This is a genomic window from Actinotalea ferrariae (genome assembly GCF_019733465.1).
Classification (GTDB): domain Bacteria; phylum Actinomycetota; class Actinomycetes; order Actinomycetales; family Cellulomonadaceae; genus Actinotalea; species Actinotalea ferrariae_A.
This window is the reverse complement of the sequence record NZ_JACVQL010000111.1, coordinates 1-19,564: the sequence shown is the minus strand read 5'-3', so window position 1 is coordinate 19,564 and position 19,564 is coordinate 1. Positions and strand designations below refer to the sequence as shown.

The 19,564-nt window shown below is 74.5% G+C and carries 17 protein-coding genes; 7 read left to right on the top strand and 10 right to left on the bottom strand.

What is annotated here, in order from left to right; all coding sequences use genetic code 11:
- Positions 1-20: 20 nt before the first annotated feature.
- Positions 21-662: an HAD family hydrolase gene (locus ICW40_RS09700; protein ID WP_221653619.1), complete on the bottom strand. Its 642-nt coding sequence runs from the start codon at positions 660-662 to the stop codon at positions 21-23.
- A 161-nt stretch (positions 663-823) separates the two neighbouring features.
- Here ICW40_RS09700 and helR point away from each other — a divergent pair, with 161 nt between their 5' ends.
- The gene (gene helR, locus ICW40_RS09695) at positions 824-2,992 is read left to right on the top strand and encodes an RNA polymerase recycling motor ATPase HelR (RefSeq protein ID WP_221653618.1); all 2,169 of its coding nucleotides are present in this window, start codon (positions 824-826) and stop codon (positions 2,990-2,992) included.
- 7 nt (positions 2,993-2,999) lie between these two features.
- Here the strand turns inward: helR and ICW40_RS09690 are convergent, their stop codons facing one another.
- Positions 3,000-3,410 carry a VOC family protein gene (locus ICW40_RS09690; RefSeq protein ID WP_221653617.1) on the bottom strand — a complete coding sequence of 137 codons (411 nt, stop codon included), beginning with the start codon at positions 3,408-3,410 and terminating at the stop codon, positions 3,000-3,002.
- A 5-nt stretch (positions 3,411-3,415) separates the two neighbouring features.
- Complete coding sequence (locus tag ICW40_RS09685) at positions 3,416-3,865, bottom strand: helix-turn-helix transcriptional regulator (protein ID WP_221653616.1); 450 nt, start codon at positions 3,863-3,865, stop codon at positions 3,416-3,418.
- 84 nt (positions 3,866-3,949) lie between these two features.
- Between ICW40_RS09685 and ICW40_RS09680 the strand changes: the two genes are divergently transcribed.
- The 6 genes from ICW40_RS09680 to ICW40_RS09655 all read left to right on the top strand — a co-directional run bounded on the left by ICW40_RS09680 (position 3,950) and on the right by ICW40_RS09655 (position 9,769).
- Positions 3,950-4,489 carry a DinB family protein gene (locus tag ICW40_RS09680; RefSeq protein ID WP_221653615.1) on the top strand — a complete coding sequence of 180 codons (540 nt, stop codon included), beginning with the start codon at positions 3,950-3,952 and terminating at the stop codon, positions 4,487-4,489.
- A gap of 124 nt (positions 4,490-4,613) precedes the next feature.
- Positions 4,614-5,018, top strand: a complete 405-nt coding sequence (locus tag ICW40_RS09675) for a hypothetical protein (RefSeq protein ID WP_221653614.1) — start codon at positions 4,614-4,616, stop codon at positions 5,016-5,018.
- A 137-nt stretch (positions 5,019-5,155) separates the two neighbouring features.
- A complete protein-coding gene (locus ICW40_RS09670) occupies positions 5,156-6,424 on the top strand; it encodes an MFS transporter (protein ID WP_221653613.1) in 1,269 nt (422 codons plus the stop codon).
- Between the two features lie 54 nt (positions 6,425-6,478).
- Entirely contained in the window at positions 6,479-6,988 is a 510-nt protein-coding gene (locus ICW40_RS09665) for a heme-degrading domain-containing protein (RefSeq protein ID WP_221653612.1), read from the top strand.
- Complete coding sequence (locus tag ICW40_RS09660; protein WP_221653611.1) at positions 6,988-9,135, top strand: ABC transporter ATP-binding protein; 2,148 nt, start codon at positions 6,988-6,990, stop codon at positions 9,133-9,135. Before ICW40_RS09665 ends, ICW40_RS09660 begins: the two co-directional genes overlap by 1 nt.
- A gap of 289 nt (positions 9,136-9,424) precedes the next feature.
- The gene (locus ICW40_RS09655) at positions 9,425-9,769 is read left to right on the top strand and encodes an RNA polymerase-binding protein RbpA (protein ID WP_199421472.1); all 345 of its coding nucleotides are present in this window, start codon (positions 9,425-9,427) and stop codon (positions 9,767-9,769) included.
- 30 nt (positions 9,770-9,799) lie between these two features.
- Here ICW40_RS09655 and ICW40_RS09650 read toward each other — a convergent pair whose 3' ends face one another.
- The 7 genes from ICW40_RS09650 to tatA form a co-directional block, all read right to left on the bottom strand.
- The gene (locus tag ICW40_RS09650; RefSeq protein WP_221653610.1) at positions 9,800-10,624 is read right to left on the bottom strand and encodes a polyprenol monophosphomannose synthase; all 825 of its coding nucleotides are present in this window, start codon (positions 10,622-10,624) and stop codon (positions 9,800-9,802) included.
- Entirely contained in the window at positions 10,621-12,204 is a 1,584-nt protein-coding gene (gene lnt, locus ICW40_RS09645; RefSeq protein WP_308121725.1) for an apolipoprotein N-acyltransferase, read from the bottom strand. Before lnt ends, ICW40_RS09650 begins: the two co-directional genes overlap by 4 nt.
- 477 nt (positions 12,205-12,681) lie before the next feature.
- Positions 12,682-14,334, bottom strand: a complete 1,653-nt coding sequence (locus ICW40_RS09640; protein WP_221653608.1) for an amidohydrolase — start codon at positions 14,332-14,334, stop codon at positions 12,682-12,684.
- A gap of 103 nt (positions 14,335-14,437) precedes the next feature.
- Positions 14,438-17,329, bottom strand: a complete 2,892-nt coding sequence (locus tag ICW40_RS09635; protein WP_221653607.1) for a DEAD/DEAH box helicase — start codon at positions 17,327-17,329, stop codon at positions 14,438-14,440.
- Positions 17,330-17,380: 51 nt separating this feature from the next.
- Positions 17,381-18,298, bottom strand: a complete 918-nt coding sequence (locus ICW40_RS09630; protein WP_308121724.1) for a diacylglycerol/lipid kinase family protein — start codon at positions 18,296-18,298, stop codon at positions 17,381-17,383.
- Complete coding sequence (tatC, locus tag ICW40_RS09625) at positions 18,295-19,065, bottom strand: twin-arginine translocase subunit TatC (RefSeq protein WP_221653606.1); 771 nt, start codon at positions 19,063-19,065, stop codon at positions 18,295-18,297. The genes ICW40_RS09630 and tatC overlap by 4 nt, the downstream gene beginning before the upstream one ends.
- 46 nt (positions 19,066-19,111) lie before the next feature.
- A complete protein-coding gene (gene tatA / locus ICW40_RS09620) occupies positions 19,112-19,390 on the bottom strand; it encodes a Sec-independent protein translocase subunit TatA (protein WP_221653605.1) in 279 nt (92 codons plus the stop codon).
- Between the last annotated feature and the right edge of the window lie 174 nt (positions 19,391-19,564).

The following is a 19,564-nucleotide window of genomic DNA, read 5'->3' as shown; positions in this document are numbered from 1 at the left end:
TCGTAATGACATAATGTCCCTTATCGGCGATCGTCCGGGTGGGGACCCCGGGCGGCCAAGAGGTCCAGGGCGTCCGCGGGCTCCAGCAGGTGCACGTCGGCAGGTTCGTCCGCTCGGTACAGATGCCCCCACGTGGCAGCAGCACCGCGAGCCCCGGCGGATCTGGCTGCTCGGAGGTCGGTGGGCGCATCACCGATGTAGACGAGATCGGCCGGGTCGACGGCCAGACGACGTGCCGCCTCGAGGAGACCGTCCGGCGCAGGCTTGGGACGCGCGACCTGGTCGCCACCCACCAGGACGTCGTACGTGATGCCCGCTGACGCCAGCAGCGTCCGTGCGGCACGAGTGCTGGCACCGGTGAAGATGACGATCGGCAACCCACGCGCCCGGAGTGCGCGAAGAGTCTCCAGCACGCCCGCGTAGGCCGTGACGCTGCTGCCGAGGAGGCGGTCGTAGTAGAGGCCGACCTCAGCATCGCTCAGCGGCCTCCCGACCAGGTGCTCGAGCATCACCTCCGGCACTCCCAACGAGTACGCCGCGACGACTCTCTCGTGATCGACGTCGTCGACGCCGAGCTCACGCACCGTCGCGACGAAGGCCTCCGGGACCACGTGCGTGGAGTCGAGCAGCGTCCCGTCCATGTCCCAGACGAGGCGAGTCACAGGAAGCAGCCTACGGATGGCGGCCGGCTGCCGGCGCCGGTCCTGCCCCTCGTCCTCAACCTATAGAGCACCCGCGGGCTTGCCGCAAGGCCCCCGTCGTGGCGCAGACTCCGTGACCTCGAAGCGCCGCCCCCGGCGCGCCGGATCCCGGAGCTGATGACGTGACCACGCTGACAACCAGCCCCTTCAACCTGCCCGAGCACCTCGCCGCCAAGGCGGCGCCCCGGCTCGTCGCCGCGGACGAGCGCCACTTCGCCGCCATCGCCGAGACCCTCGATCACACGATCGACGCGCTCTCGGAGCGCCTCGACGCGGCTCGCAGGGCTCCCGGGCGGAGCGGGCAGGCGGCGCTCGACCGCGACCAGGAGGTCCGCCGGCTGACCGCTCGCCTGCGGACGCTTCGCCGGTTCGGCCTCGACCTGTGCCTCGGCAGGATGATCACGGCCGGCGGGGACGGCGATGAGGAGGCGCTCTACGTCGGGCGCCTCGGCCTCACCGACCGCGCCGGTCGCCGGCTGCTCCTCGACTGGCGCTCCCCCGCCGCCGAACCGTTCTTCGGCGCGACGCATGCCGATCCCATGGGTCTGCGGAGCCGGCGGAGGTATCGGTGGACCCGAGGCAGGATCAGCGACTACTGGGACGAGGCCTTCTCCCCGGACGGCCTCGAGGGACTCGACGGTCGGCTCGCGCTCGACGACGAGTCCGCGTTCATCGCGAGCCTCGGCGCGACCAGGTCCCGGCGCATGCGGGACGTGCTCGGGACGATCCAGGCCGACCAGGACGCCATCATCCGCGCCGGCTCGCGAGGTGCGCTCGTCGTCGACGGCGGCCCGGGCACCGGGAAGACCGTGGTCGCGCTGCACCGGGCGGCCTACCTGCTTTACTCCGACCCTCGGCTCGGGCACCGCAGGGGCGGCGTGCTCGTCGTCGGCCCGCACCGGCCCTACCTGGACCACGTCGCCGACGTGCTGCCCCGCCTCGGCGAGGAGGGCGTGCAGACGTGCACGCTGCGTGACCTCGTCCCCGAGGGCAGCACCGCCCGTACCGAGGACGACGTCGTCGTCGCGCGGCTGAAGTCATCGGCGGCGATGGTGGCCGCGATCGAGCCCGCCGTGCGGTTCTACGAGAAGGCGCCGACCGAGGGGCTGCTGGTCGAGACCGAGTGGTCCGACGTCTGGGTCGGTGCCGAGGACTGGGCCGAGGCGTTCGCGGCGCCGGACCCCGGCACGCCCCACAACGAGGCGCGCGACGTCATCTGGGAGTCGCTGCTCGACGTGCTGGTCGACAAGCACGAGGAGGAGGACTCCCCCGCGGACCTCGTCCGCAGGTCGCTGGCCCGCAACCGCGACCTGGCCCGGGCGTTCGGCCGTGCGTGGCCGGTGCTCGACCCGGGCGAGCTGGTCGGCGACCTCTGGTCGGTGCCCGCCTACCTCCGCCTCTGCGCCCCGTGGCTGGCGCCCGAGGAGGTCCGCGCCCTGCGCCGAGCCGACGCCCAGTCCTGGACGACCGCGGACCTGCCGCTCCTCGACGCGGCACGGCAGCGCCTCGGCGACCCGGAGGCCTCGCGGCGCAGGCGCCGGCAGGAGGCGGCCGCCGCTGCCGAGCGTGAGCGGATGGACGACGTCGTGCGCGACCTCATCGCGTCGGACGACACGGAGATGCGTGTGATGTCGATGCTGCGCGGCCAGGACCTCCAGACGGCGCTGGTCGACACCACGGGCACGCCCGACGGGGGTCCCGACGCGCTCGCCGGGCCGTTCGCGCACATCGTGGTCGACGAGGCGCAGGAGCTGACCGACGCCGAGTGGCAGATGCTGCTGCGGCGCTGCCCCTCGCGGAGCATGACGGTCGTCGGCGACCGCGCCCAGGCCCGACGCGGGTTCACCGAGTCCTGGGAGGAGCGGCTCCGTCGGGTGGGGCTCGCGGAGGTGACGATCGCGTCGCTCGCGATCAACTACCGCACCCCCGTCGAGGTCATGAGCGAGGCGGAACCGGTCATCCGCGCAGCGCTGCCGGACGCCAACGTCCCCACGTCGGTCCGCAGCACCGGCGTCCCGGTCGTCCACGGGTCGAGGGCCGACCTCGCCGCGACGGTCGACGCATGGCTCGCCGACCACGCCGAGGGGACGGCGTGCGTCATCGGCGACCCGACGTTCGAGGCGTCGTCGCGCGTCCGGTCGCTCACGCCGGCGTTGGCGAAGGGCCTCGAGTTCGACCTGGTCGTGCTCGTCGACCCCGACGACCTCGGCTCGGGTACTGCCGGCGCCGTCGACCGCTACGTGGCCATGACCCGCGCGACCCAGAGGCTCGTGGTGCTCACGAGCCCCTGAGCGCGCCTCAGGCCAGCTGCTGGATGCGCACCATGCTGCCCGCGGGGTCGCGGAAGGCGCAGTCGCGGATGCCGTAGGGCTGGTCGGTCGGCTCCTGGACCACCTCGGCGTCGGCGGCCACGAGGCGCGCGAACACGTCGTCCAGGTCCCGGGTCGCGAGCACCACGCCGGCGTAGGTGCCCTTCGCCATCATCTCGGTGATCGTGCGGCGCTCGTCCTCGGTGATGCCGGGGTCGGCGAACGGCGGGTGCAGCACGATCGACGTGTCCGGCTGACCTGGCGGGCCGACGGTGATCCAGCGCATGCCGCCGTAGCCGACGTCGTTGCGGACCTCGAAGCCCAGGGTGTCGCGGTAGAAGGCCAGCGAGGTCTCCGGGTCGTGGTGCGGGAGGAAGGTGTGGTGAACCGTGATGTCCATGCCCGTCACGCTAGGGACGTCTCCACCGCCGGTGCTTCTCGATTCCTGACCGGTCGGGTGACCTGCTTGGCCACGCACGACGGCATGCCCGCCGTCGCGCGCGCCGCCTCCCGCCGGTACACGCTCGGCGGCACGCCGACGAGCTCGGTGAAGCGTGTGCTGAAGGTCCCCAGCGACGAGCAGCCGACGGCGAAGCAGACCTCGGTGACGCTCAGGTCACCGATCCGCAGCAGCGCCATCGCGCGCTCGATCCGCCGCGTCATCAGGTAGGCGTACGGCGACTCCCCGTACGCGCGGCGGAACTCGCGTGAGAGGTGGCCTGCGGACATGTGGACGCCGCGAGCCAGCGCCTCGACGTCGAGCGGCTGGGCGTACTCGCGATCCATCCGGTCCTTGACGCGGCGCAGGCGCGCGAGGTCGCGCAGGCGCTGGTCGTCCAAGGGCGTGCCGGCCACGTCCTCGATCGTGCCACAGGGGGCAGCCGCCGCGGCAGGCCCGATCGATGCCCGACAGTCGCTCGGGATGGCACGCTCTGAGCCATGACCGACATCGACGAGCAGGGACGGCCGGAACCGCCGCTCGCGGGCGACGAGACCGCGACGCTGCTGGGGTTCCTCGACTTCCACCGCGCGACGCTCGCGTGGAAGTGCGCCGCCCTCGACGCGGCCGGGCTGAGCACCACCCTCGGGCCGTCCACCATGACGCTCGGCGGGATGCTCAAGCACCTCGCGTACGTCGAGGACAGCTGGTTCTCGTTCCGCCTGCACGGACGCGACCGGGCAGCGCCGTGGGACACGGTCGACTGGGACGCCGACGAGGACTGGGACTGGCACTCGGCTGCCCAGGACTCCCCCGCAGAGCTGCGCATGCTCTGGGCGGACGCCGTCGGTCGGTCCCGCGCGGCGGTCGCCGAGGCGCTCGCCGACGGCGGCCTCGACCGGCTCGCCGATCGACCGCTGCGCGACGGCCGGGCGCCGAGCCTCCGCTGGATCCTCACCCACATGATCGAGGAGTACGCCCGGCACAACGGTCACGCCGACCTGCTGCGCGAGCAGGTGGACGGGTCGACCGGCGAGTAGGCGCCGAACGCTCAGACGGGCGCCGGACCGGCCGACAGGTGGGTGATCCGACTGCCGAGGGGGCTGGCGGAGCGCAACCCGAAGGTCACGCACGAGCGCGGCCCCGATCTCCGTCGGAGGAACCATGAAGAAGACCCTCACCGTCGCCGCCCTCAGCGGCCTCCTCGTCCTCGCGGCCGGCACGCCGGCCCTCGCGGCCAAGCCGGCCCCGAAGAACGACCCGGCCCCCAACAAGGTCGCCTACTGGGAGGCCGCGGGCTTCGGCACGTGCTCGAAGGTCGAGCTGCGTGACGGCCACAAGACGTTCACCGTCGACGGCACGCCCACGGTCCTCGTGCTCAAGGCGGGCAGCGGCGCGTCCGCCCAGGACGTCGTCGTCGCGCCCGAGGCGGGCGTCGCGTACGCGCACTCGACCGGCAAGGACCTCAGCCACGTCATCACCTGCGTCGGTGACGGCTCCGAGGTCCCGGGCGAGGCCCCGGGCGACGGCCCGGGCGAGGGCGGCGGACCGATCATCATCATCTCCTGACCCTCTCCCCCGCCGCCTGGTCCGCGGGTCGCGCTCCGTGACTCCCGGGCCATGATCCCTGGGGCCCGCGTGGTGGTCCGGCGCACACCGTCCGGACCACCACGCCGCCCCGGCGCCCGACCGAGCAGGATGTCCCGGTGCCTCGCCTGCTCGTCGACCTCGCTCCCCTGCGTGCCAGCCGTGCCTACCGGTGGATGTGGGCCGGGACGTCGCTCTCGGCCGTCGGCACGCACCTGACGACGGTGGCCGTCGGTCTGCAGGTGTACGACCTCACGGGGTCCTCGCTCAGCGTCGGCCTCGTCGGGCTGTTCGCCCTCGTGCCGCTCCTGCTCCTCGGCCTCTACGGCGGCGCGCTCGTGGACGCGTACGACCGCCGCCGCGTCGTGCTGGTCACGGCCGTCGGGCTCGTCGTCGTCGCGCTGTGCTTCGTCGGCCAAGCCGCCGCCGAGCTCTCCGACGTCCGGGTGCTCTACGCGCTCGTCGCGGTGCAGAACGGTCTGTTCGCGGTGAGCTCCCCCGCTCGGACCGCCGTCATCCCCCGCCTGCTCACCCCGCAGCTGCTCCCGGCCGCCAACGCGCTCGCGAGCCTCTCGTTCGGGGTCAGCGCCACCGTCGGGCCGCTCGCCGCCGGGGCCCTGGTGGCCGCGGGCGGCTACGTGGGCGCCTACGCCGTCGAGGCCGTGCTGCTCGTGGTCGCTCTCGTCTCGCTGGCCGCACTGCCGCCGATGCCGCCCGAGGGCGAGGTGCGGCGCGCAGGGCTCGGCTCTGTGCTCGAGGGGCTGCGGTTCCTGCGGACCCGGCCGAACGTGCGGATGACGTTCCTCGTCGACCTGTCCGCGATGGTCCTCGCGATGCCGCGCGTGCTGTTCCCCGCGATCGCCGCCACGCGGCTCGGCGGCGGCGCCGGGACCGTCGGCGTGCTGGTCGCGGCGATCGCCGTCGGCGCGATCCTCTCCGGGCTGCTCTCCGGACCCCTGGGTGCGGTCCACCGGCAGGGGCGTGCCGTCGTGGTCTCGGTCGTCGGCTGGGGCCTGGCCGTGGTCGCCTTCGGGGTGGTCGTCGCGTCGGCTCCGGCCGGCGAGGCGCACGCCGGGGCGCTCGTCTGGCTCGCGGCCGGCTGCATGGTGCTCGCCGGGGCGGCGGACACGATCAGCTCGGTCTTCCGGCAGACGATCCTCCAGGCCGCCACGCCCGACGTGCTGCGCGGGCGCCTCCAGGGGATCTTCGTCGTGGTGGTCGCGGGCGGGCCCCGGCTCGGCGACCTCCTGCTCGGATGGACCGCGGAGCTGACCACGGAGTGGCTCGCCGCCGTCGCCGGAGGCACGGCGTGCGTCGTCGTCGTCACGTGCCTCGCGCTCACGCAGCGCCGGTTCCTCGACTACGACGCACGCTCGCCCGAGCCGTGACGCGTGCATGTCGGTGGAGTGCGGCAGGCTGGAGCCCCACCGACTGGAGGACAGATGCCCGGAGCAGACCAGCAGGACGCCGACCTCGACCGCCTCGTCGCGGAGGTGACCGAGCAGCAGGAGCGCCTCCAGCTCGTGCGCTTCGACAACGACGACGCCTGGGCGCTCGGGTGCCGCCTGGTCGAGCTCGGGCGCGAACGTGACCTGCCCATCACCGTGGACATCCGCCGTCACGGTCACCAGCTGTTCCACGCGTCACGGCCGGGCACGACGCCGGACAACGACACGTGGGTCGAGCGCAAGACCCGCGTGGTCGACCGCTTCGGGGCGCCGTCCTTCCTGCTCGGGCTCAAGGCCCGGCGTGCCGGGCGCACCTTCGAGGAGCAGACCGGCCTCCCGGTCCAGGAGTACGCCGCACACGGCGGCTCGTTCCCGCTCACCGTGCGGGACGTCGGGATCGTGGGCACGGTCACGGTGTCCGGGCTCCCCCAGGCCGAGGACCACGCGCTGGTGGTCGAGGCGCTCGAGGAGCTCTGCGGCGAGCAGGCGAGGACGACGCGCTGATGGCCGTGACCGCCGCGACCGGGCCGCTGCTGCGGCGGATCGGAGGGCTGCTCTCCCCGTACCGCGCGCAGCTCGTGCTGGTCGCGGTGACGATCGTCGTGGGGGCCGGCCTCGGCATCATCACGCCCTTCCTGACGCAGGCGGTCTTCGACCGCGCCCTGTTCCCGGTGGACGGCAGCGGCGTCGACCTGCGCCTCCTGGGCGTCCTCGTGGCGGCGATGGTCGCCGTCCCGCTGCTCAGCGCTGCGATCGGCGTCGGCCAGACGTACCTCACGACGTCGGTCGGCAACCGTGCGATGGCGGACCTGCGGGGGCGGCTGTTCGAGCACCTCGAACGCATGGAGCTCGCGTTCTTCACGGCGACCAAGACGGGCTCCATCCAGTCGCGGCTCGCCAACGACGTGGGTGGTGTCCGGTCGGTCCTGACGACGACGGCGGCGAGCATCCTGTCGAACTCCGTCACGGTGATCGCCTCGCTCGTCGCGATGCTCCTGCTCTCGTGGCAGCTCACCGTGATCTCGGTCGCGCTGATGCCGATCTTCCTGGTGCTGCAGCGCCGCGTGGGCGCCCGCCGGCAGGTGCTCGCGCGCAAGACGCAGGAGTCGTTGTCCGACATGACGGCGATCACGGAGGAGGCGCTGAGCGTCTCCGGCGTGCTCCTCTCGAAGGTGTTCAACCGGGCCGACGCCGAGATCGCGCGGTACCGCGACGAGAACGAGCGCCAGGTCGACCTCCAGGTCCGTCAGGCGATGGCGGGCCAGGGATTCTTCGGCGTCGTCACCGCGTTCATGGCGATCACGCCGGCCCTCGTCTACCTCGCTGCCGGCTTCATGCTCGAGGGCGGCACCGCGATCTCCGCCGGCACGCTCGTCGCCTTCTCGACCCTCCAGGCGCGGCTGCTCATGCCGATGGTCTCCCTCATGCGCGTGGCGCTCGACGTGCAGACCTCGCTCGCGCTGTTCCGCCGCATCTTCGAGTACCTCGACCTGGTCCCGGCGATCCGCGACGCACCGGGTGCGCGGTCGCTCGACGTCACGCAGATCCGCGGCGACGTCGAGATGGCGGACGTCTGGTTCTCCTACCCCCCTCCCCCGAGGCTCGTCGCGCCGGCACCCTCACCGGCCGAGCGCGGGCGGGGCGGCGGCATGGGCATGGGCGGCGGACGGGGGGCGATGCTCGGCCTCGCGGCGCTGGGCGGCGGTCCGGTGACCGGGGGCGGCGGCCGTCCGGGGCCGGTCCCGTCATCCTCCGACGGCGACGCGACGCCCGCGTCGCAGGCCGACGACGACGGCGCTCCGGAAGGCTCGGAGGCCTCTGAGGACGCGGCCGGCGCCGCCGCGTCCGGCGAGGGGCCGCCCGGGCACCCGGGTCTGCCCCGTAGCCGCAGCTGGGCCGTCCGCGGGGTGTCGCTGCGGATCGAGGCCGGGCAGCTGGCCGCGTTCGTCGGCCCGTCGGGGGCCGGCAAGACCACGCTCAGCTACCTCGTGCCGCGGCTGTACGAGGTCGACGCGGGGGCCGTGCTCATCGACGGGCACGACGTGCGGGACCTCACGCTCGCGACCGTGGCGGACGCGGTGGGGATGGTGACGCAGGACCCGTACCTGTTCCACGCGAGCATCGCGGACAACCTGCGCTACGCGCGCCCCGACGCCTCCGACGCCGAGCTCGCCGACGCGGCGCGGGCGGCCAACATCCACGACCGCATCATGGCCTTCCCCGACGGGTACGCCACCACGGTCGGCGAGCGCGGCTACCGGCTGTCCGGCGGCGAGAAGCAGCGCCTCGCGATCGCACGCGTGCTGCTCAAGGACCCGCGCATCCTCATCCTCGACGAGGCGACGTCGGCGCTGGACACCGCCTCGGAGCGCCTGGTCCAGCAGGCGCTCACCGAGGTCATGGCCGGGCGGACGACCATCGCGATCGCCCACCGGCTCTCGACCATCCGGCACGCCGACGTAATCGTGGTGGTCGACGCCGGCCGCATCGCGGAGCGCGGCACGCACGAGGAGCTGCTCGAGCAGGGCGGGCTGTACGCGCGGCTGCACGCCGAGCAGTTCGGCGGGGGCAGGGTCGAGGCGCGCTTCGCGGACGGCGTCATGTTCACCGACGGCGTCGTCCTCGCCCAGCCCGGACGACGCGACGCCTGACGTCGGCGACCCTGTCGAGTTGCAGGGGTGGGCCTCCCGGGGGACGGTGGTCGGGAGCCACCTGGCATGGCGTCGCGAGGCTCTCGACGAGGGCCGGACGGTCGTTCGACGAGCACCGCGCGGCGCGGTGGCGGCGAGGGGTTGCCCATGCCAGCACGTTCACCGGACCTTCACGCCCCACCGGAACATCGGCCCGCCCGGGCACGTTGAGCCAGGGGACGACAGACGACGAGTTCGACCGGGCGGGAGCGACCCTCCCCGCCCGCCCAGCGGCCAAGGAGGTCACGCGATGGCTGACCGATCACTGCGCGGCATGCGCATCGGCGCTCACAGCATGGAGTCCGACGAGGGCGTGGAGTTCGCCCCTCGGTTCCAGGCGTTCTACGACTGCCCGAACGGGCACACGATCATCCTCCCGTTCTCCGCCGAGGCAGACGTCCCGGTGGTCTGGGAGTGCCGCTGCGGCGAGGAGGCTCTCCTGCGCGACGCGAGCAAGCCTGAGCCGAAGGCCGGGAAGGCACCCCGTACGCACTGGGACATGCTGCTCGAGCGCCGCACCGTGGGTGAGCTCGAGGAGCTGCTCGCGGAGCGGCTCGAGCTGCTCCGCGCGGGCAAGCTGCGCCGCTCCGCCTGAGCGCGCGCGTCCGATCGTCGACCGAGGCCGTCACCCCACCGGGTGGCGGCCTTCGTCGTCCCTGCGCGATGCGCCTCCGGTCCGCGCGGCGAGGAACCGCCGTACGCCGAGTGCGCGCCGCTCGATCCCCCACGCCGTGACCCGGACGAGGGCCTCGCGCACGATCTCCCCCGTCATCTTCGACCGGCCGAGCTCGCGTTCGACGAACCGGATGGGCACCTCGGCGATCCGCCCGCCCGCGTCGTGCACCCGCAGCCCCATGTCGATCTGGAAGCAGTACCCCTGCGACGCGACCTCGGCCAGCGGGACGCGCGCGAGCGTGCTGGCGCGGTACGCCCGGAAGCCCGCCGTCGCGTCGCCCAGCGGCAGGCCGGTGGCCCACCGCGTGTAGAGGTTCGCTCCGCGGGAGAGCACCTCGCGGCGACGCGGCCAGTTGACGACCGTCCCGCCCGGCACCCAGCGCGACCCGAGCACGAGGTCAGGTCCGTCACCGTCCGGCACCCGCAGAGCCGCGAGCAGCGACGGGAGCTCCTCCGGCTGGTGCGAGCCGTCGGCGTCCATCTCGACGACGACGTCGTAGCCGCGCGCGAGGGCCCAGCGGAACCCGGCCACGTAGGCCGAGCCGAGACCGGCCTTCCCGGGCCGGTGCAGCACGTGCACGGCGGCGTCGGCGGCGGCGGCCTGCTCGGCGAGCTCGCCCGTGCCGTCGGGGCTGCCGTCGTCGACCACCAGGACGTCGGCGTCCGGCACCGCGTCGCGCAGTCGCCGGAGGGTGCCGGGGAGCGTGAGCGCCTCGTCGTACGTCGGCACCACCACCACGACCCGGACGGCGGCGCCCGCAGCACCTCCCGTCACGCCGCGTGCTCCAGCGCGCGCCGCGTCGTCGGGCGCTCGGCGCGGGGGGTGCGCCGGGCCCCGGCGATGCCGGCCAGCACGGTGAGCGGCCCGAGCACCCGCAGGACCCAGGCGACCGCGTCACCGAAGCGGGTGGCCGGCGTGAGCTCGCTCCGGAGCGGCAGCGAGGCGACCATCTGCTCGGCCGTGAACAGGCCGGTCTCCTGGGTCAGGACGCCGCTCGGGGTGATGACCCCGCTCACCCCGACGGTCGAGATCTGGATCGTCGCGCGACCGTGCTCGATCGCGCGCAGCCTGCTCATGGCGAGCTGCTGCGTCGACTCGTCGGTGCGCCCGAACGTCGCGTTGTTGGTCTGGACGAGGAGCACCTCTCCCCCGGCCAGCACCGCGTCGCGCACGAGGTCGTCGTAGGCCACCTCGAAGCAGATCACGTCACCGAGGCCGACCGTCCGCCCGAGACGCGCCGACTCCAGCTCGATCAGCCCGACCTCCTGGCCGGGCAGCATGTCCGTGGAGACACGGTCGACGGCGTCGGAGAACCGGCGGGCGAGGTCGCGCATCGGCACGTACTCGGCGAAGGGGGCCGGGTGCTGCTTGGCGTACGAGTCCACGGGGCCGAGCTCGGGGTCCCACAGCTGGGACACGTTGTAGCGCCCGCCGGTCTCCGGGAACTCCTGCGTCCCGACGAGGATGGGTGCGTCGAGCGCGCGCGCCGCCTCGAGGACGGCCGTCCCCGCCGCGGGGTCGACGCGCGGGTCGATGTCGGAGCCGTTCTCGGGCCAGACGACGACGTCCAGCTCGCCAGGAGACACCCGGTCGAGGAGCGCGTGCGTCCCGGTCACGTGGTTCTCGAGGACCTCGCGCTGCTGCTGGAAGGCGTCGAGGCCCCGGTCCGGCACGTTGCCCTGGACGGCGCCGATCTCGAGGTGCCCCTCCTGCGCGGCGGTGTCGAGCGGCAGGAGCCAGCCGGCCCCGAGCACGGCCGCGGCGAGGAGCACGTGCCCGCTCGCAGCCCCGACGTCGATGCGTCGCAGGGAGATCAGCCCGAGGGCCAGCACGACGCCGACCACCACCACGAGGAGCGACACGAGCGGCGCCCCGCCGGCCCACGCCCAGCGCCCCAGCGGCGAGTCCGCCTGCGAGAACGCCAGGCGTCCCCACGGGAACCCACCGAACGGCGCGACCTGACGTAGCTCCTCGGCGGCGACCCACAGGAGCGCGAACACCGGCACCTGGTAGCGCGCGGCGGACCAGATGACCGCCCCGCGGCGCGCCCACGCCCAGGCGGCACCGACCGCCGCGACCGACGCCGCCTCGACCGTGGAGAGCGCCACCCACGGCACGAGCCCGACGGAGCCCTGGACCCAGGTGAGGTGCGGGAGGAAGAACGTCAGCCCGAAGACCAGTCCGACGAGCGCGTTCCACCGGGCGCTGTCGCGTCCCATCGCGAGGAACAGCAGGGCGATCCCGACGAACGTGAGCGGCCACCACCCGAGACCGGGGAAGCCGGCGTCGGCGAGCAGGCCCGCGCCGACGGCGAGGACGAGGCTCCACAGCCGTCCGGGTGGGGTGAAGGGCACGGTCCCAGGGTAGTCGCGCGCGTGGGGTGCACCGGCCTCCCGGCCCGGGCGCGCGCCTGCCGTCGTGATGACGGAGGCGGGGCGCGTGGGGGACGCACGCTGCGGGGCACCGACCGACTGGCCCGCATGTCCTTCGGACCGGACGACGGCGACCTGGGGGGCGCGTCGTCGTCCGTTGTCTACTGAACATGCGGGCCAAGCCGGTGCCCTCGCCGGGGGCGACCCGTGCCACCTCGAGGGCGGCTCGGACCGCGACGACCGCGGGGAGGAACACCCGAAACCTACTCGGTCAGCCGGTCGAGTCAAGCGTGTGTCGGCGCAGGTCAGGGCCATCTCCGCAGGTCACCGGGACCCGGATCCGAACGGGTGATCCCGCGATCTGCGGCGTGTCGCCCGCGTGTCGCGTCGTCGGTCGCCGGGCCGAGGCCGCCCGGCCCCGACCGGCCCGGGACACTGCCGTGGCGCGACTCACAGGCCTCAGCCCAGCACGTCGTGGAGCACGACGCCGTCGCGCAGCGTGCGCAGGCAGACCGGCCGTGCGATGCCCTCGCCGAGCTCGGGCAGGAGCGGCGTCCCGGCCCGTGGGTCGGTGCTCCAGGCCGCGAGCCTGCCGTCGGGCGCCTGCACCGCGAGGCTCGCGGCGCGCCACACCGCGAGCGACGCCGGTGCCCCGAGCCGGATCTCCCCCGCACCCGTGTGGTCCAGCCCCGCCGCCCGCCAGCCACCCCGCGTGTGGGCGCGGAAGGCCGCACGCGCCGAGATGCGCTGGCCCGGGTCGTGGTGGGAGATCGCTGCGAGCACGGCACCCCACGGGTCGAACGGTGTGACGGGCGCGTCGGAGCCGAACGCGAGCGGCACGCCGGCGGCGGCGAGGTCCGCGAGCGGGTTCATCGCCTCCGCGCGGCCGGCGCCCAGCCGGCGCGCGTACATCCCGTCCGCCCCGCCCCACCGGGCGTCGAACGCGGGCTGCACGCTCGCCACCAGCCCGAGCAGGACCATGGCGGCGAGCGCGGGGGCGTCGACCATCTCGGCGTGCTCCAGCCGGTGCCGGCCGGCGCCCACCGCGGCGACACCCTCCTGGTCGGCGGCCGCGCGGAGCCCGGCGACGACCTCGTCCATCGCGCGGTCGCCGATGACGTGGAACGCCGCCTGGCTCCTCGCGCGCGTGACCGCCACGACGTGGGCCGCGACGTCCTCGGCCGTGAGGCGCAGCGTCCCGCGGGCGTCCGCGGCGCCGGCCGACAGGTCGGCGTAGGGCGCCCGCAGGGCGGCCGTCCGCGACCCGAGGGAGCCGTCGACGCACAGGTCCCCACCGATCCCGGTGAGTCCCGGGACGGCCGCGAGGAGCTCCCTGGCCTCGTCCTCCGTGGTGCACAGCTCCGCCCGGTAGCCGACCACGAGGGGCAGGCCGCTCGCCGCGTCGCGCGTCCGGTCCAGCAGCGCCGCGAGCCCGGCGAGGTCGTCGAGCTCGGCGGTGCTCTGCTCGTGCAGCGAGGCGATGCCGGCGGCGGCGGCGGCGCGCAGCGCCGCGGCCTCGTGCCGGTCGCGGTGCTCGCGTGCGACGGCGGCGACGACCTCGAGCGCCCGGTGGTGGGCCGCACCGGTGAGCAGCCCGTCGTCGCGCCAGCCCGGCAGGTCCTCGCAGCCCGCGACGCGCGCGAACGACGACGACACGACGGCCGAGTGCACGTCGGTGCGCTGCAGGTGGACGGGCGCTCCCCCGGTCGCGCGGTCCAGCTCCTCGCGCGTGGGCGGTCGCTGCTCCGGCCACGCGCTCTCGTCCCAGCCGTGGCCCACGAGCGGGGCGGTGGCGCCGAGCCCGCGTGCCCTGGTGGCCGCCTGCGCGACGGCGTCGAGCGCGGTGGCGAGGCTCGTGACGCCCGCCGCGGAGGAGAGGTCGACCGCGTCGAGGGCGACGCCCGTCTGGAGCACGTGAGCGTGCGCGTCGACGAACGCGGGCGTCACGAGCGCACCGTCGAGGTCGACGACCTCGTCGACGCCGTCGAGGACCGTGTGCACGGTGCCCTCGCTGCCGAGCCACGCGACCTGGCCGTCGGCGACGACCAGGGCCTCGGCGAACGGGTCGGAGGACGAGTGGACGACGCCGTTGCGGTAGAGGGTGCTGGCCACGGGCCGAACGTATCGCAGGCGTCGGACAGCCCCGGACCCGGCGCGGACGCACGACCGACCACCCGCGACCGCGACGGGGCACGCGCGCAGCACAGGGCGCCGCTCAGACGGAGCTGTAGGCCACCACGCCCCGTCGCACCTGGTCCACCGCGCGTCGCGCCGCCGCGCGCGTGGCCGGCGTCGGTGCCGCCTGCCCGATCTGGTCCAGCAGGTCGATCACCTGCTTGCACCAGCGGACGAAGTCGCCCGCGGCGAGGTCCGTCCCCTGCAGCACGGACGCGAGCCCGCGCCCGCTCGTCCACCGGTGGATCGGCTCCACCAGACCGAGGTCCAGCGGGCGGGTCGCACTGAGGCCGTGCGCGAGCTCGAGGTCCTCGAGCCGCGACCACGCGCGCACGGTCTCGTCGAGCGCACGTGCGAGGCGGCCCTGCGGCCCTCCTGGCACGGGCGGCGCGGCCTCGCGCTCCTCGCGGCGCGCCTCGAACACCACCGTCGACACCGCGGCGGCGAGGCCCGGCGCGTCCAGGCCGTCCCAGATCCCCGTCCGGAGGCACTCGGCCACGAGCAGGTCGCTCTCGGCGTACAGGCGCCTGAGCCACTGACCCGACGCCGTGACGCGCGTGCGCGCCGGCCCGCGCACCGGGCCGGCCTCGGCCTCGGCGTCGGTGCGGTCCTCGTCCGTCACGAGCTCGAGGTAGCCGGTCTCCGTCAGCACGTCGCAGATGCGGTCGAACACGCGCGCGATCGAGCTCGTGCGCCCGTCGATGCGGCGCACGAGGGCGTCGTGCTCCTTGCGCAGCCGGTGGTAGCGCTCGGCCCAGCGCGCATGGTCCTCACGCTCGGAGCACCCGTGGCACGGGTGGTTGCGCATGCGCCGGCGCAGCTCGGCGAGCGTCGTGTCGTCGGCAGCGGCCGACCGCCCCGAGCGGCCCGCCTGCCGGTCGTGCCGCGTGGCGCCGCGTCCAGCACCGTCGGAGCCCCGCCCCGACCGGTCCGGCTCGGCCAGGGCGCTGTTCATGGCGGAGACGAGGTCGCGCCGCGAGCCCGGGTTGCGCGGTGCGAACGACTTCGGGATCCGCACGCGCGTGATCGTCCGGATGCCGCCCGACAGCTCGCCCGCCGACAGGGTGCGGACCTGCCGCTCCCCCGTGAGGACGGTCGGCCGCGGCCCGTCGAGGCCGACGTCGCGGCCCGGGTCGAGCACGACGGCGTAGCCGGCGCGCCGCCCGACGGGGATCTCCACGACGTCGCCGATGCGCAGGTCCCGCAGGCTCGCCAGCGCCTCCGAGCGCCGGGAGCGCGCCGCCTCGCGCGAGAGGTCCTGCTCGCGGTCGGTCACCTTGCGTCGCAGGTCCGCGTACTCCGCGAAGTCGCCGAGGTGGCAGCGCATCGCGGCCGCGTAGCCCTCGAGCGCCTCGGCGTGGGCCTGCGCCTGCCGCGCGAGCCCGACGACGGCCCGGTCGGCCTGGAACTGGGCGAAGCTCGTCTCGAGAACCTCGCGCGCGCGGTCGCGGCCCACCTGCGCGACGAGGTTGACGGCCATGTTGTACGTCGGCCGGAAGCTCGAGCGCAGCGGGTACGTGCGACGCGAGGCCAGGCCCGCCAGCGCGACCGGGTCGAGCCCGCCGTGGTCGACCACCACGGCGTGACCCTCGACGTCGATGCCGCGCCGGCCGGCTCGACCGGTGAGCTGGGTGTACTCCCCCGGCGTGATGTCGACGTGGGCCGAGCCGTCCCACTTGGTCAGCTTCTCGAGCACCACCGAGCGCGCGGGCATGTTGATCCCGAGCGCGAGCGTCTCGGTCGCGAACACGACCTTGACGAGGCCGCGCGAGAAGAGCTCCTCGACCGTCTCCTTGAACAGCGGCAGCAGGCCGGCGTGATGAGCGGCGATGCCCCGCTCGAGCGCCTGGCTCCACTCCCAGTAGCCGAGCACGGCCAGGTCCTGCGGCGGGATCGCCGAGCACCGCTCCTCGACGACAGCCCGGATCTGCGCCTCCTGCTCGGCGGTCGTGAGCCGCAGACCCGCCCGCAGGCACTGCTGGACCGCCGCGTCGCAGCCGGCGCGCGAGAAGATGAAGAAGATCGCAGGCAGCAGACCGCCCGAGTCGAGCAGGTCGACCACGGCGAAGCGCGGCGGCGGCCGGTGCGCACCGAGCCGGGCCGCCCCGCGGGTCTGCGCGCGGGCCCGGCCCCCACCGCGGTAGCCCCGGTCCCCCGGTCCGCGCCAGCCCTCCGCGCGGTCGCCCCGCCGCAGCGCGACCGCGAGGTCGGGGTTGATCGGCGGGTCGACGCCCGGCGCCGTGGGGTCGACGTGACCCGCGTAGAGGTCGAACAGCGCGTCGGACGCCAGCACGTGCTGCCACAGCGGCACCGGACGCGTCTCGCTCACCACGACCGCGGTGTCCCCGCGCACCATGGTCAGCCAGTCCCCGAACTCCTCGGCGTTGGAGACGGTCGCGGAGAGGGACACCAGCTGCACGTCGTCGGGCAGGTGGATGATCACCTCCTCCCAGACCGGTCCACGGAACCGGTCCGCCAGGTAGTGCACCTCGTCCATCACGACGTAGCCCAGCCCGTCGAGGGCGCGCGAGCCCGCGTAGAGCATGTTGCGCAGCACCTCGGTCGTCATGACCACGACGGGCGCGTCGCCGTTGACGGTCGTGTCCCCTGTCAGGAGGCCGACGTTCTCGGCGCCGTGGCGGCGGGCCAGGTCGCCGTACTTCTGGTTGCTCAGCGCCTTGATCGGCGTCGTGTAGAACGCCTTGCGGCCCTGGCTGAGCGCGAGGTGGACCGCGAACTCGCCGACCACGGTCTTGCCTGCGCCCGTCGGTGCGGCGACGAGCACGCCGCGCCCACCCTCGAGCGCGGTGCACGCCTCGACCTGGAACGGGTCGAGCCCGAAGGGGTAGCCCTCGGTGAAGGTCGCGAGCTCGCTGCGTGCGAAGGCGGCCCGGCGGCGGGACGCCGCGTACCGCTCGGCCGGGGAGGACATGGCTCCACCCTAGGCACGGACCTGCGGCCTCACCCGCCGACACAGCCCGGGTCAGGCGAGGACGCGCACGGCTCCGGGTCGCGACTCGACGAGCAGCGGCGCGGGGCCGAGCCGCTCGCCGTCGACGAACGCGACGGGCGGGTGCGGCCCGAGCCCGCTGGGTTCGATGAGGACGCGGGACGTGCGGAGCACCTGCACCGCGGGATGCGTGACGTGCCCGCCCGAGTAGACCTTCGGGAAGACGGCGAGGAGCCCGGCGCGCGTCAGCGGTCCGGCGACGACGACGTCGAGCAGGCCGTCGTGCGGGTCCGCGTCGGGGGCGATGCGCATGCCGCCGCCGAACGACGGGCCGTTGGCGACGGCGACGAGCGTGCCGGTCGACTCCCACGTCTCCTCGTCGAGCGTCAGGCGGTACCCGTACGGCCGGAACGTGCGCAGCTCGTCCCCGAGCGCGCGGACGTAGCGCAGCGGGCCGCGGGGCCACCGCAGCGTGTTGGCACGCGCGTTGACGGCCGCGTCGAACCCGGCGGACAGCACGGCCAGGTACCACTGCCGCACGCCGTAGCCGGGAGGACCCGCGACGGCCGCGTCCATCCGCCGGGGGCCGCGCTCGAGGCCCGCCTCGATGCGCGCGACCGCGGCGTCGACGTCGTGCCGCGGGAGGCCGAGCGTGCGCGCGATGTCGTTGCCGCTGCCCGCGGCCACGATGCCGAGCGGCAGGTCGGTCTCGGCGACCACGTTCGCGCCGAGGTTGACCATGCCGTCACCGCCGACGACGACGAGCGCGTCGAGCCCGTCGACGACGGCCTGGCGCGCGTGCTGCGTCGCCGACGCCAGGTCCGCACCCGTGAGGTCGCGCACGGCGTGCCCGCGGCGCGCGAGGGCCGCGACCACGGCGTGCCCCTCGGCCGAGCCGCGGCCGCTGCCCGCCGTCGGGTTGACGACGACGCCGAGGCGCAGTCCGCTCACGCGAGGGTGCCGCCGGCGTCGTCGAGCCCGGCGTCGAACGCGCCGGTGCGCCGAGCCACCCGCCGGTCGTGCAGGGCGCACAGCCCCACGGCGGCCGCGTAGAGCAGGCACATCGGCACCGCGAGCGTGAACATCGAGACCGCGTCCGCGGTCGGTGTCGCGACCGCCGCGAACAGGAAGCAGCCGAGGACGGCCCAGCGCCAGCCGGACGCCCAGGTGCGGGCCGCCACGAGGCCGGCCAGGTTGAGGCCGACCATGATCACGGGGAGGAGGAAGGCGAGGCCGAACGCGAGGACCATGCGCATGATGAACTCGAGGTAACCCTGCGCGTCGATGAGGTTGGCGCTCCCCGGAGGCGTCAGACCGGTCAGCAGGCCCACGGCCTTGGGGAGCAGCCACCAGGCGACCGCTCCCCCGGCGAGGAAGAGCGGGACGCCCGCCGCGAGGAAGCCGATCGTGGTCCAGCGTTCGCGCCGCGTGAGCCCCGGCGTGATGAACGCCCAGAGCTGGTACATCCACCACGGGCTCGACAGGATCGCGCCCGCGAAGAGGGAGACCTTGATCTGGAGGTCGAGCGGCGTCGCGACCCCGCCGAAGTTCAGCCGGAGCAGCTCGTCCCGGCTCTCGGCGAGCGCCAGGACGGGCTCCTGGAGCACCTCGACCAGGGGCAGGTAGAAGATCCAGCCGGCGACGGCGCCGACGAGCAGGCCGACGGTCGCCAGCAGCGCGCGCGTCCGCAGCTCGCGGATGTGCTCGCGGAGCGGCATCCGGCCGTCCGTGCTGCGACGCGGGCCGCGCCGCCGGCGCGCCGCCTCAGGGCCGCGGACGCTCACCGTCGTCGTCGGTCGTGGCGCGCTCCACCGGTGGGGTGCGCAGCGCGCCGGGCGGGGGCGGCGTCATCGGCGCGCTCGACGGGCCCGTCGCGCCCGTCGCCGACGGCGACTCGTCCTGCTTCATGTCCTTGACCTCGGACCGGAAGATCTTCATCGAACGTCCGACGCTGCGGGCGAGGTCGGGCAGCCGACGCGCCCCGAACAGCAGCAGGACGATCGCCAGGAGGATGACCCACTCCCAGCCTCGCAAGTTGCCCACGATGACGCCCCTCCGTGTCGAGTGGCCTCATGCTAGTCCGCGGCACGAGCGGTCCCGGACACGACGTGCGGCCCGCCCGCGCGGCGTGGCGCCCCGGGCCGCTCAGCGCGAGAAGGCGCGCCAGCGGCGGTAGGCCGCCTCGTGCCGCGCATCGCGTGCGGCACGCCGGCGCTC